The organism is Streptomyces sp. NBC_01433, assembly GCF_026340105.1.
Lineage (GTDB): Bacteria > Actinomycetota > Actinomycetes > Streptomycetales > Streptomycetaceae > Streptomyces.
Genome location: NZ_JAPEPM010000002.1, coordinates 2,048,859 through 2,061,603 on the forward strand (window position 1 = coordinate 2,048,859; position 12,745 = coordinate 2,061,603).

Sequence of the window (12,745 nt, forward strand, 5' to 3'; positions counted from 1 at the left end):
CGCTCATTGTTCATCCGGCAATCCTCTCGTCCCTCACCCGTTCGGCGTACCACCGACACGGCGAAGACCGGGATCGAGCGGAGTGAAACGGACCGGCAGGTGGACCAGCGCGCGGTGGAACGGTCCGGGCCGCCACATCAGCTCGGCGGCCTCGGTGGCCAGTTCCAGGTCGCAGAGCTGACTGGTCAGCTGCTCGATCGCGGTCATCGCGATCAGGAGGGCGGGCTGCTTCGCCGGACACCGGTGCGGCCCGGTCGACCAGGCCAGATGCGCGCTGGCGCCGGAACGCACCCCGGCGTCCGAACGGGTGGGCGGGGACTGGGTGTTGGCGGCGGCGAAGGAGACCAGGAGCAGCTGTCCGGCACGCAGGGCGACGCCGTGGAACTCGGTGTCGCGACGGGGGTAGTGGGCGCCCAGATTGGCCAGCGGGGGGTCCTGCCACAGGATTTCGTCGATCGCCTCGTGAGCCGTCATCGCGCCGCCGTGCAGCGAACCGGAGTAGCGCGCGTCGGTGAGCATGTGGAGCAGCGCGTTGCCGATCAGATTGGTCGTGGGGTCGTGCCCCGCGCTCATGAGGAGTGTGATCTGACGCACTGTCTCGTCGTTGTCGAGACCCGCCGGGTGCGCGAGGAGGTACGAGGTGAGGTCACGGCCGGGACGGGCGCGCCGGGCCGCGACGAGGTCGGTGACGACACCGACGAGATCGGCGTACGCGGCGGCGGCGTCCGCGGCGGAGTTCATCATCCCGCCGACGCCGTTGACGATGCGCTCGCCTTCCCCGGGCGGCACGCCGAACCAGGTGGTGAACACGTGCAGGGGCAGCCGTTGGGCGTACTGGGCGACCAGGTCGCCGCTGCCCGTCGCCGAGAACTCGCCGATGAGCTGCTGGGCGACCCGGGTGACCTCGGCCCGCAGGATATGGGGTTCGATCAGGGCCACGCTGTCGTTGATGGCGTCGCGGTAGCGGGTGTGCACGGCTCCGTCGCTGAAGAGCGCGGTGGGCCGGTGGCCGAGCACGGGCAGGACCGGTGAGTCCGCGGGGACGGTCTCCTGCCAGGCGCGGGGGTCCTTGGTGAAGGTGTCGGTGTCGCGCACCAGGTCGACGGCGGCCTGGTAGTCCGTGACGAGCATCGCGTCGATGCCGGGGGCGATGACGACCCGGGCGAGGGGGCCCTGTGCGCGGAGCCTGCGGTAGTGGTCGTGCGGGTCGGCGGCGAAGTCGGGGCCGTACAGCGCGAGCGGCTGGAGGGGCGAGCGGCGCGAGGCGCCCGGCGGGGAGACGGTCATGACGGGTCCCGGGGCAGGGGAGGAGACGGGGACGGTGACGCGGACGGGGGCTGGGATGTGGCCAGGGCCTGAGGTGCGGGCGGCGGCTCGGGCAGGCGGGTCAGGGCGTGCTCGGCCAGGGCGATCAGCGCGTCGATCGAGCCACGTCGTTCGCGGGCGTCGCACTGCACCAGCGGTGTCTCGGGAGCGAGGTCGAGGTGTTTGCGCAGGACCTCGTCGGTGTGGGCGGGGGCGTCCGGGAAGCGATTGACGGCGACGGCGTACGCCAGGCCGTGCTCCTCCACCATGTCCATCACCGCGAAGGAGTCTTCGAGCCGACGGGTGTCGACCAGGACGAGGGCGCCGAGAGCACCGCGTGCGATGTCCGCCCAGAGCGGGAAGAAACGCTCCTGCCCGGGGGTGCCGAACATGTAGAGCACCAGGTCGTCGGGGACGGTCAGCCGGCCGAAGTCGACGGCGACCGTCGTCGTGGTCTTGTCCGGGAGGCCCGCGGTGTCGTCGAGCGCGGTGCTGGACTGCGTCATCGCCTCCTCGGTGTGCAGCGTCGGAATCTCCGACAGGGTGCGGATCAGGGTCGTCTTGCCCACGCCGAAGGGACCCGTGACCACGAGTTTCATCAGGGTCTGGGCGGCACTCGGCAAGTAGCCGATGCCGGTCCGGTCAGTGGAGGGAGCGGAGTCCAACGAGCAGCCTCTCGACGAGCGACCGGTCGATCTCCCCGGCGCTGGGGATCGGAGGTCGGGTGTGCAGATGTCCGGCGGCAGCGAGGTCCGCGGCCAGGAAGACCGTGGCGCTGACCGGCAGTTCCAGGTGGGCGGCGCACTCGACGACGGTGAGTGCGCCCGGTTCCAGCAGCTCGCACAGCCTGCGCTGTTCGGATCCGGCGTCCGGGGGCAGCGCCGAGTCGGTACGCACGAGCACGGCGAGCCGGTCGAGCGCGGGGCCGGTGGGCGCGGAACGGCCACCGGTGACCAGATAGGCGGGGATCAGACGGCGTCCTGGGCCGGGGGTCATGGCCGGGCGGCAGCGTCCGGTTGGCGGGTGGGGGCGTTCATCGCCCGGGTCAGCGCGGTGACTTGCACCTGCATTTGGTACGCGATGTTGCCGAGGTGCGCGTCGGGTGCCGCGAAGAGGGCGAGGGTGGTGTTCCGGCCCGCGGGGACGACGATGGCGAAGCCCAGTTCGGACTCCACGACGGTCTGCGCCAGCCGGGGTTTCTCCGCCTCGGTGAAGGCGGTGGTGAAGGCACGCGCCGCCGCGTGCACGGTGGCCGTCATGGCGGCCACGCGCTCGGCGGACGCCCGGTCGAGACCCTCGGAGGCGCCTTCGACGAGCCCGTCGCCGGTGGCGACCACCGCATGCTGGACGCCGGGCAGTTCCAGCAGCGGGGTCAGCACCCAGGCGAGGTCACCGGTGGTGGGAGTAGGGGCGCTCACGTCTCGTCGTCTCCTTGGTCATCCGATGGCGATGCGGGTGCTGGTGCGAGTACTGGTGCTGCGGGCGTGGAGGCCGGGGCTCCGGGGCCGTCCGGCGCGGCGGCTTCGGCCCGGCGACCGCTGACGGTGCCCTGCTGGAGAGCCGTCCAGGACGCTCCGGCCTGTTCGGGGGTACGGGGCGCGGGCTCCTCCGCCGCCGGACGGTGCGCGCTCGCCGTGTCGGGGACGGCCGGGCGGCGGGCCCGTCGACGGCGGGTGGGCAGCTCGGTGCGGGGTTCGGTAGGGGGCTCCGTGTCGGGCTCCGTGCGGGGCACCGTGGCGGTCGGGGTCATGGCGGGCCGGGGTTCGGGAACCGCCGGATCGGGCTGCCCCAGCGCCTCCGGTGCACCCAATGCCTCCGATGCGCCCGACGCATCCGGTGCGCCCGCCGCATCCGGTGCGCCCGCCGCCCGCGTCGGCCGCGGGTGGGCGTGTACCGGCTTCGGTGCGAGCGCCGACAAGGCGCGGCCCTCCTCCATCACGGTGAGCAGATGGGCCGGGATGCGGAGCATGGTGCGCATCCCCCCGTACGGCGAGGACTCGATGTGACAGCTGAAGCCGTACCGCGCGACCAGCCGGCCGGCCACGGCGAACCCGGTCTGCGGCGGGTCCCCCAACTCCGTGAGCAGCACCTCGGACGGCCCGGCCAGCAGCGCGCGGGCCCGCTGGAGCGCGTCGTCGTCCATACCGATCCCGGCGTCGTCGACCAGCACCAGGGCGCCGCGCCCCGGGGTCTGCTGGACGGTGACCGGTACCTCGGTGTCCGGGTGCGAGTACGCCGCCGCGTTGGCCAGCAGCTCCGCGAGGACGATCGCGAGGGGTTCGGCGGCGCGGGCGACGACGGCGAGCCGTTCGTCGCGCAGGTGGTTGGCGATCCGGATGCGCTCGTAGCCCGCGACCCGGGACTGGGCGCCGAGCACGACCTCCACGAGCGGGGAGTTCTGCCGGGCGAGTCCCGGCCAGGCGTCGCAGAGCACGGCGGTGGCCTGGGTGCGGCGCAGTGCCAGTTCGTTGCGGAAGTCGAGTTGCAGGATGCGCGGGTCGTCGTACTCGTGCTGCATTTCGTGGAGCAGTTGCTGGGACTGGTTGAGCAGTGACTGAATCTTGGCCGAGGTGCCGCGCATCGCGGCTCTCGCGGCGGCGTCGACGCGTTGCCGTTCCTCGACGACCGCCGCACGGGCCGCCTGTACGGCCTCGGTCAGCAGACGGGCGGCGTCACCGTCGATCCCGGCGGCCTCCCGCAGTCCCGGCACGGACGCGGTGGGGTGGGACAGGGCGGTCGCGGCGGCGGGTATCCGCCTCTCGGCGAGCTGGCGTATCTCGTCGGTGAGCGCGAGGGTACGGGCCTCGGCGGCCTTCGCCTGCCGGTCCGCCAGCTCGGCACGGGCCGCGGCCGCATAGGCGTCACGGGCCGACTGCTGTCCCCGGATCACCGCCGTCACGGCCCAGGCGACGGCGATCAGCGCCACGATCCATCCCACGCCGGTCACCGCGTCTTTCGTGTCGGGCGGGTCCCGCGCACCGGACGGTGGCGGGTGGTGGTGAGCGTGATGAGGCCGGTGACGGCGGCGGTCGTACGCGCCCGGCGGGCTCCCGGGGCGGTACTCACTCCGTCCTGCCGACCGGCTCGAAAGCGGACTCCCCAGCTCCGGTGCGGCGGAGCCCACCGCCCGTACGCGCCTCCTCGACCTCCTGCGCCAGCACGGCCACCTCGGTCATCACCTGGAGCACACCGGGCAGTTCGGAGCCGTCCAGATGCCGGTACTCGCTCCCGATGGTGACCACCAGCCGCTCCGGCAGGCCGAGTTCCGGGTACCGGCCCTCGCCGATCACCCGGCGGGCCGCCTCCGGCGCGGGCACGCCCGCCACGTGGAAGGCGTGGGCGCGCTCGCGTACGTACTCCAGGTAGACGATGTGCTCCCGCACCCCGGCCGCGTCGAGCACCGGTCCATGGCCCGGAACGATGATCTCGGCGCCGGTCGCGAGCACCCGTTCGCAGGCCGCGATCACATTGCTCAGCGGGCCCGCCCAGTGCACCGGGTGGTCGCCCGGCTGCCGAGGAGTGGCGGAGAAGATCACGTCGCCGCTGAACACGGCGCGCTGCACGGGCAGGTGCACGATCAGGTCGCCCGTGGTGTGGGCGGGCGGCAGGGCGGACACCTGGACCGGGTAGTCCCCGAGGGTCAGTTCCAGTTCCCCGGTGAAGTACGTGGTCGGCCGCACGGGTTCGGTGGCCGACCAGTCGAACGGGCCGAAGTGGCGGGCGAGGTAGGCGCCGAGCGGGGTGGCCGGATCGCCGCCCGTCACCAGCGCGTGCTGCTGTTGCGGGGTGGGCTCGTAGTGGATGTGTTCCCTGGCCTCGCGCGTCGCGATGATCTCGGCGTCCGGAAGCACTCCCGCGCCCCAGAAGTGGTCCCCGTTGGCATGGGTGACGATCACCCGATCGATGGAGACCCCGTCGGGCAGCCGTTTGACGCTCTCCGCCAGGAACTGCCCGGCCAGCAACCGGTCGTAAGGGGTGTCGACCCACAGCGCGCCGCGCTGCGACACGAGGAGACCGCAGTTGGCCAGCCCCCAGCCGCGTTTCGGCGGCAGCCAGGCGTACAGGCCCCGGCCCAGATCAACGACATCCCCACCCGTGATCGACATGGACGCGATTATGCCGACAGCCATCCGGCCACGTGTTCGGACTCGGCCAACGAGCAGGCCGACTGGCGCAAAATCACCCCTCCCTCACCCACATTCCGACCCTTTTGCACCATCTATGGCGGCCGACGGTGACGTTCCGGAGTCGACTTACCTCGGCCGCGCCGGGAACTTTTCGGACCAGTCAGGCGGTGTCACCCGATTTCGCGAGCCCGCACGACAGTTGCCCAGCCGACGACGACCGAACCGGATTCAGCCGACTACCCACCGAGCATGGCTGAAAACCGCCGCATCAACGCCACTCACACACAGAGCGCGCGAGCACGGACCGCCCGAACGAACCGCAGCACGAACCGCGAGCACGGAGCACGGCTCAGACGGCGATGACGTCGACGCCCGCCTCGATGAACCGGACCCTCGCCTCCGGCGTGATACCGGAGTCGGTGACCAGTACGTCGACCAGGCCGAGATCGCAGACGCGCGCGAACGCCCGCTTGCCGATCTTCGAGGAGTCGGCCGCCACCACCACCCGCTGCGCCCGCTCCGCGAGCAGCCGGTTGACGCTGGCCTCGCCCTCGTGATGGACGTACGCCCCGCGCTCGATGTCGATCGCATTGACGCCCAGCACGGCGGTGTCCAGGGTGATCTCGTTCATCACGCCGACGGCCAGCGGGCCGGTCAGCTCGTACGACTGCGGCCTGGCCACGCCCCCGGTCACGACCATCTTGATCTGCGGCCGCATCGCCAGCTCGCCCGCGATGTTCAGCGCGTTCGTCACCACGGTCAGGGTCGGCTGCCCGGCCGCCGCCCCCGCCTCACCGACGATGTCGGGGCGCACGGCCAGCGCCCTGGCCACCTCGGTCACCGTCGTACCGCCGGTCAGGCCGACCACCTCGCCGACCGCGACCAGGTCGGACACGGCGCGGCCGATCGCCTGCTTCTCCGGGGCGCGGCGGCCCGCCTTGTAGCGCAGCGCCAGCTCGTAGGCGACACCGTGCGCGACCGCTCCGCCCCTGGTCCGGGTGAGCAGCTGCTGCTCGGCGAGCTGGTCGAGGTCGCGGCGGATCGTCGCGGCCGACACGTCCAGCGTCGCCGCGGCGTCGTCGACCTCCACCCGGCCGTTCTTGCCGACCAGTTCCAGCAAAGCGTCCCAGCGGGCATCCCTGGACAAGAGCACGTCTCCTTCACCGTCCGGCGCGAGCACCCGCGCTCCCCGGGAACGCGGAGACCGGGACGCGGTCACCGGTGGCCGGACAGACGCAAGCGTCGCACAGGACTCCGGCAGGACACGGGCCACCGATTCACCCCCCACTCCATGCTTGTTCTTGCTCGATAGGCGCATGTAACGTGCAGAATCAAACATTCAATGCTTCATTCACCACGCCCGAGCGGAGTGCAGACGTGTCGTATGTAGAGACCGAGACAGCCAGCCAGCCCGACTGCTGGCGCCGTGCCGCGAAGCTGGCCGGAGACCACGCGGCAGCCCTGCCCGCGACGGGCGAACGCATCGCGGTCGTCGGCTGCGGAACCTCGTTCTACATGGCGCAGGCATACGCCTCGCTGCGCGAGACCTCCGGCCAGGGCGAGTCGGACGCCTTCGCCGCCTCGGAGTTCCCCTTCGGCCGCTCCTACGACCGGGTCGTCGCCCTCACCCGCTCGGGAACCACGACCGAGGTGCTGGAACTGCTGACCCGGCTGCGCGGCACGACCCGCACGGTGGCCATCACCGCCGATCCCGAGACCCCGGTGATGTCGGCGGCCGACGATGTCGTCGTCCTCGAATTCGCCGACGAGCGGTCCGTCGTCCAGACGCGCTTCGCCACCACCGTCCTCACCCTGCTCCGCGCCCACCTCGGGCTGCACACCGAGGACGCGGTGCGGGACGCGGAGACCGCGCTCGCCGAGCCGCTGCCGGAAGGGCTGGTGGACTGCACCCAGTTCTCGTTCCTGGGCCAGGGCTGGACGGTCGGGCTCGCCAACGAGGCGGCGCTGAAGATGAAGGAGGCGTCGCTGTCCTGGACCGAGTCGTACCCGGCCATGGAGTACCGCCACGGCCCCATCAGCATCGCCACCGCCGGTACGGCGACCTGGATGTTCGGCACCGCGCCGGAGGGCCTGGCGGAGCAGGTGCTCGCCACGGGCGCCCGCTGGGTGCGGAGCGACCTGGACCCGCTGGCCGATCTCGTACGCGTACAGCGGCTGGCGATCGCACGGGCCGCGGCGCGCGGTCTCGACCCGGACCTGCCGCGCCACCTGTCCCGTTCGGTGGTCCTCGACGAGGCATGAGTCCCGGGGAGCGACGCCGGTCCCCGCTACCGACCGCGATCGACCGCGCCCGCCCCCGGCCACGCGTGACGTCCCGCGGTTTCCCGCGCCCCCTCGGCAGGGGAGCGGGAAACCGCAGGGTGCTTCGACGGAAGACTCCGTACCGGCACTGATCTGCGGTTCCTCACGTTGACGGTATGTCGCGGGCGATGTCCCGCGAGCCCCCGACCGTCACCCTGGAGAGCCCGTACATGGACCTCGTACTGTCAGCTGCCGCGCAGGAGCCCTTGGGCGGCATCGCGGGCTGGGCCGCCGGCCTGGTCGCCACCCTCGGCGGGCCGGGTGCCGGTCTGGCCATCGCGCTGGAGAACCTGTTCCCGCCGCTGCCCAGCGAGATCATCCTCCCGCTGACCGGATTCGCCGCGTCGCAGGGAGTGCTGAGCCTGGCGTCCGCGCTGTTCTGGACCACGCTCGGCTCGGTCGTCGGCGCGGTCGTCCTGTACGGGATCGGGCTGGTCTTCGGCCGTGAGCGGATGCACAGATTCTGGGCGAAGCTGCCCCTGGTCAAGGTCTCCGACCTGGAGCGTACGGAGCAGTGGTTCGCCCGGCACGGCACCAAGGCGGTCTTCCTCGGGCGCATGGTGCCGGTCTTCCGGAGCCTGATCTCCGTGCCCGCGGGCGTCGAGCGCATGCCCCTGCCCACGTTCGTCGCGCTGACGACGGCGGGCAGCCTGCTGTGGAACACGGTCCTGGTGATGGCGGGCTACTGGCTCGGGGACCGGTGGCACCTGGTGGAGACGTACGTCGGCGTCGTGTCCAAGGTCGTGCTTGCCGTGGTGCTGCTCGCCGTGATCGGTTACGTGGCCGTACGCCTCCGGGGCCGCAAACGCGCCCGGCACCGCCGCACCCCGTGACCCCTGCCCCGGCCGCCCACCCCGGCCGTCGGCTCCGCACAGGGGTGCGGGGCCGTCCTCGGGCGAGCGGCACGGCAGACCGGCACGGCGGCCGGGTGCGGCAACCGGGCGGGGGCAGCCCCCAGCACGGCTGTCACGCACGGGCGTGACGGCCGTGCGTGACGGCCGTGCGTGACGGCCGTGCGTGACAGCCGATCGGAGCCGGAGCCCGTCGCTCAGGACTCTTCGAAGTAGGCGTCCAGAACGGTGTCGAGCTCGCCCGGCCACTCCTTGAGCCGGGTCCTGCTCTCCGCCTCGACCTCGGCGTTGAACCAACGGCGCGTCGACAGATGCACGGTGACGGTGAACCGGCGGGCGAAGCGGGCGGTCTTGACCTCGACCGCGCCGATCTCGTCCCACAGGAACTCGGCCTCCTGGTCGTCCAGCCGGAACCGGACGCCCTCGCGGTCCACCCGGATCGATCCGCGGCGGTCGCTGACCTCGAAGACGGCCCCTTCTTCGGCCCCGTCCTCCGCCGCGGGCTCGGGTTCCTCACCGGCGGCGGACGCCTCCGGTGACGTATCCGCGTCCGCTTCTCCGTCCACGTCCGCATCCGTGTCCGTGTGCGCGTCCACGTCCACGTCCACGTCCACGCCTGCGGGATCGTCGTCCGACGTCGGCTTCTTGTCCTCCGTCCGAGCCGCGGAAGGGGCCGTCAGGCCGGGGATGTACGCCGGGTCGGTCCCCGCGGCGAACTCGGGTTTCGTGTTCGAATCTATGCTCTGCTCCACGGCGCGCAGTATGGCCGACGAACCTGTACGAGACCAGTCGCCGCGGTCGGCGGACGCCATTACAGCACTCCCCTGCGCCATTCACGGACCAGCAGATACCCGAGGTACGCGCCCCCGATCGCCATCGTGTAGATGCCGACCGGCAGGTCCTCGAACAGCGGGAGTTGCTGGGCGCAGAGATCGGCCGCCACGAGCAGCAGCGAGCCGGTCAGGGCGGACAGCAGCAGGTGGGGGCCGGACACACGGGTGACGCGCTTGGCGATCTGGGGTGCCGTCAGGGCGATGAAGGCGACGGGCCCGGCCACGCTGACGGACGCGGCGGAGAGCACGATCGCGAGGACGACGGCGACCGTCTTCGTCCGCTTCGGCTCGGATCCCAGACCTTCGGCGAGGTCGTCGCCCATCTCGCCGATGTCCAGCCGCCGGCCGATCAGGGCCGTCAGCGGGGCCACCACGAGCAGGACCAGCCAGATGGTGGTCGCGTCGCTCCAGGAGCGGGCGGCCAGGCTGCCGTTGACGTAGGCGGTGAGGACGGACGCCTTGTCCCGCTCCATCGCGTACACGACGTACTGGGTGATGGCGGCGCCGATCGCGGCGACCCCGATCCCGGCCACGACGAGCCGCGCCGGATTGCGGAAGCCGGTGCCGGTGGACACGTACACGAGGGCCATCGCGAGGATCGCTCCGACGAGGGCGCCGACGGCCACCGGGACCGTGTCGGGGAACATCAGCGCGGAGATGGCGGCACCCGCCCCCGCACCGGCCGCCAGGCCGATCACGTCGGGGCTGCCCAGCGGGTTGCGGGTGACTGACTGGAACAGCGCGCCGGACAGTCCGAGCGCGGCGCCGGTACCGAGGGCGACGGTCAGCCGGGGGCCGCGCAGCCGGTTCAGTACGAAACGGTTCTTGCCCCCGGCGTCACCGGTCAGCGCGGCGGGCAGGTCCGCCAGGTCGACGCCCAGCCGCCCCATGGACAGGGTCGCGACGGCGGCCACGACGATCAGGACGAGAAGCACGGCCGCGGCGACGACGGAGACCCGCCGCACGGGAATCGCCACATGGCGGCCGATCGTGAGGAAGCCCTTGGGCGGGGCGAACCGCGATGCGGGGCCCGGCACGGGGCCCGGCACGGCGCTCGTGGTGGATTCCGGGGTGGTGGTCATGCGGTGCCCCTCATCCGGCGTACGGCGATGAGCAGTGCGGGCGCGCCGATGAACGCGGTCACCACGCCGACCATGAGTTCGGTGGGCCGCATGACGACCCGTCCCACCACATCGGCGAGGAGCAGCAGCGTGGGCCCCGCGAGCGCGGAGAACACGATCTGGACCCGGAAGTCGATGCCGACCAGGGCTCGTACGACATGCGGCACCGCGAGGCCGACGAAGGCGATCGGGCCGACGGCCGCGGTCGCGGCGGCGCTCAGCAGGGTGGCGGCCAGCAGGCCGCCGCCACGGATCCGGGCCGGGTTCGAGCCGAGCGAGACGGCCATCGCGTCACCGAGCGCGAGCGCGTTGAGGCCGGGACCCAGCGCCAGGGCGAGGAGGAAGCCGACCGCGGCGAACGGGAACACGGACCAGAGGACGTCGAAGTCACGGCCACCGAGCGCTCCGACGACCCAGTAGCGGTAGCTGTCGAACACCTGCGGCTTGCTGAGGGTCACCGCCTGGATGAACGCCATCAGCACGGCGGAGAGGACGGCACCGGCCAGCACCAGTCGCACCACGCTCGTTCCGGTACCGGCGGAACCGATGACATGGACGAGCACCCCGGCGACCAGCGCCCCGGGGAGCGCCCACCACATGGTGTCGGTGGAGCCGGACGCGCCGAACCAGGCGGTCGCGGCGACGATGCTCGCGGACGCGCCCGCGTTGATGCCGAGCAGGCCCGGTTCCGCCAGCGGGTTGCGGGAGACGCCCTGCATGAGGGTGCCCGCGACGGCGAGGCAGAGTCCGGCCAGGACACCGAGCGCGGTGCGCGGATAGCGGCTCTCGATGATCGTGGTGACGTTGGGGTCGGCGGTGCCGGTGAGCACGTCGATGACATCGCCGAGCGAGGTGCTGCGGCTGCCGAACATGACGCTCGCGCACAGGGCGAGCGTCAGGGCGGCGAGCCCCAGGAGCAGGAGGAACGCCAGCCGAGCGGCACCGGTACGCGAGGTACCGGCGCCGCTCGGCGGTGCGACCGCGGTGGTTGCCATGGGTGTGCGGGGTGCCCCGGTGCCCTACTTGCCCGCGGTGGCGACGGCCTTGTCGATGATCGGCAGGTAGCGCTCGATCGTCCACGGGACGGTCAGCGGGTTGATGATCGAGGAGGCCGTGACGAAGGAGTTGTCGTCGCTCGCGACGACGGCGCCCTTCTTGACCGCGGGGATCGCGCCGTACAGCGGCTGCCCCTCGATCTCCTTACGGGTCTTGTCGTCCGTGTAGAACGTGAAGACGAGGTCGCTGTCCTTGAGCTTCTCGGCGTTCTCCAGGCCGATGAGCGCCGAGTCGGTGCCTTCGGTCTCCTTGAAGGTGTTCACGACGGGGTCGACGGTCAGGCCGAGCGAGGAGACCATCTTGACGCGCTGCTCCCCGGGCTTGAAGACACCGAGGGTGCCGGGGCCGGAGGTGTAGACGTACGAGAACGTGACGTTCTTGTAGTTCGGCCGGGTGGCCGCGGCGTCGGCGAGCTGCTTCTCGATCGTCGTCTTCAGACCGGAGGCGTCCTCGGTCCGGCCGAGCGCCTTGCCGATGATGTCGATCTGCTGGTCCCAGTCGGTGCTCCACGCCTTGTCGGGGTAGGCGACGGTGGGCGCGATGTCCTTGAGGATGTCGTACTGCTTCTGCGTGATGCCCGACCACGGGGCGAGGATCACGTCGGGCTCCAGCTCGGTGATGGCCTCGAAGTCGATGTCCTCACCGCCGGTGAACTGCTTGGGCAGCTTGTCGCCCGACTTCTTGACGGCCTCGTTGATCCACGGCAGGTAGCCGGACTTGTCGCTGCCCCACTCGTAGCTCTCGATGCCCACCGGGGTGTGGCCGAGCGCGATGGCGGTCTCCGCGGACCCCTGGCCGAGCGTGACGACGCGCTCGGGCCTGTCCTCGATCTTCGCGGTGCCGAGCGAGCTCTTGATCGAGACGGGGAAGGCTCCGCCGCTCTTCGCCGAGGACTTCGCCGGGTCCTTGTCGCTGTCGCCGTCCGAGGAGCAGCCACCGAGGGCGAGTGCGAGAGCGACGGCGGTGGCCGAAGCGGCAAGGGTGTGACGACGCACACGGGTGAACCCGAGCATTGGTGTTCCTCATGATTGGCGAACGAGTGAGAGTAAGGCAAGCCTAAGCTAATGCGTTGAGCGCGCCCCGACCGCCCCTCACCTGCCCCGCGACCACTCCCTCCCGGCCCCCACCCC

13 protein-coding genes are annotated in these 12,745 nt (G+C 71.6%); 2 read left to right on the forward strand and 11 right to left on the reverse strand.

All coding sequences use genetic code 11. The annotated features are described in order from the left end of the window. Positions 1–33: 33 nt before the first annotated feature. The 7 genes from OG413_RS36470 to OG413_RS36500 form a co-directional block, all read right to left on the reverse strand. Positions 34–1,287: a cytochrome P450 gene (locus OG413_RS36470; RefSeq protein WP_266813004.1), complete on the reverse strand. Its 1,254-nt coding sequence runs from the start codon at positions 1,285–1,287 to the stop codon at positions 34–36. Continuing rightward, positions 1,284–1,970, reverse strand: a complete 687-nt coding sequence (locus OG413_RS36475; RefSeq protein WP_266813006.1) for an ATP/GTP-binding protein — start codon at positions 1,968–1,970, stop codon at positions 1,284–1,286. The genes OG413_RS36470 and OG413_RS36475 overlap by 4 nt, the downstream gene beginning before the upstream one ends. After that, a complete protein-coding gene (locus tag OG413_RS36480; RefSeq protein ID WP_266813008.1) occupies positions 1,948–2,301 on the reverse strand; it encodes a DUF742 domain-containing protein in 354 nt (117 codons plus the stop codon). The genes OG413_RS36475 and OG413_RS36480 overlap by 23 nt, the downstream gene beginning before the upstream one ends. After that, the gene (locus OG413_RS36485) at positions 2,298–2,723 is read right to left on the reverse strand and encodes a roadblock/LC7 domain-containing protein (protein WP_266813010.1); all 426 of its coding nucleotides are present in this window, start codon (positions 2,721–2,723) and stop codon (positions 2,298–2,300) included. Before OG413_RS36485 ends, OG413_RS36480 begins: the two co-directional genes overlap by 4 nt. Beyond that, complete coding sequence (locus tag OG413_RS36490) at positions 2,720–4,252, reverse strand: ATP-binding protein (RefSeq protein WP_266813011.1); 1,533 nt, start codon at positions 4,250–4,252, stop codon at positions 2,720–2,722. Before OG413_RS36490 ends, OG413_RS36485 begins: the two co-directional genes overlap by 4 nt. A gap of 115 nt (positions 4,253–4,367) precedes the next feature. Continuing rightward, complete coding sequence (locus OG413_RS36495; RefSeq protein WP_266813012.1) at positions 4,368–5,411, reverse strand: MBL fold metallo-hydrolase; 1,044 nt, start codon at positions 5,409–5,411, stop codon at positions 4,368–4,370. 370 nt (positions 5,412–5,781) lie between these two features. After that, complete coding sequence (locus tag OG413_RS36500; RefSeq protein WP_266813014.1) at positions 5,782–6,579, reverse strand: DeoR/GlpR family DNA-binding transcription regulator; 798 nt, start codon at positions 6,577–6,579, stop codon at positions 5,782–5,784. Between the two features lie 230 nt (positions 6,580–6,809). On the opposite strand from OG413_RS36500, the gene OG413_RS36505 reads away from it, so the two are divergent. Together OG413_RS36505 and OG413_RS36510 are read left to right on the forward strand one after the other, a co-directional pair. Continuing rightward, a complete protein-coding gene (locus OG413_RS36505; RefSeq protein WP_266813016.1) occupies positions 6,810–7,694 on the forward strand; it encodes an SIS domain-containing protein in 885 nt (294 codons plus the stop codon). A 230-nt stretch (positions 7,695–7,924) separates the two neighbouring features. Continuing rightward, on the forward strand, positions 7,925–8,587 hold the full coding sequence (locus OG413_RS36510; protein ID WP_266813310.1) for a DedA family protein: 663 nt from the start codon (positions 7,925–7,927) through the stop codon (positions 8,585–8,587). A gap of 215 nt (positions 8,588–8,802) precedes the next feature. Here the strand turns inward: OG413_RS36510 and OG413_RS36515 are convergent, their stop codons facing one another. The 4 genes from OG413_RS36515 to OG413_RS36530 are packed head-to-tail and all read right to left on the reverse strand — an operon-like array spanning position 8,803 to position 12,628. After that, positions 8,803–9,357, reverse strand: coding sequence for a hypothetical protein (locus OG413_RS36515; RefSeq protein WP_266813018.1), 555 nt, complete (start codon positions 9,355–9,357; stop codon positions 8,803–8,805). A gap of 59 nt (positions 9,358–9,416) precedes the next feature. Continuing rightward, positions 9,417–10,520, reverse strand: coding sequence for an iron chelate uptake ABC transporter family permease subunit (locus tag OG413_RS36520; RefSeq protein ID WP_266813020.1), 1,104 nt, complete (start codon positions 10,518–10,520; stop codon positions 9,417–9,419). Next, positions 10,517–11,554: an iron ABC transporter permease gene (locus OG413_RS36525; RefSeq protein WP_266813021.1), complete on the reverse strand. Its 1,038-nt coding sequence runs from the start codon at positions 11,552–11,554 to the stop codon at positions 10,517–10,519. The genes OG413_RS36520 and OG413_RS36525 overlap by 4 nt, the downstream gene beginning before the upstream one ends. Positions 11,555–11,578: 24 nt before the next feature. Next, positions 11,579–12,628, reverse strand: a complete 1,050-nt coding sequence (locus OG413_RS36530; protein WP_266813023.1) for an iron-siderophore ABC transporter substrate-binding protein — start codon at positions 12,626–12,628, stop codon at positions 11,579–11,581. Between the last annotated feature and the right edge of the window lie 117 nt (positions 12,629–12,745).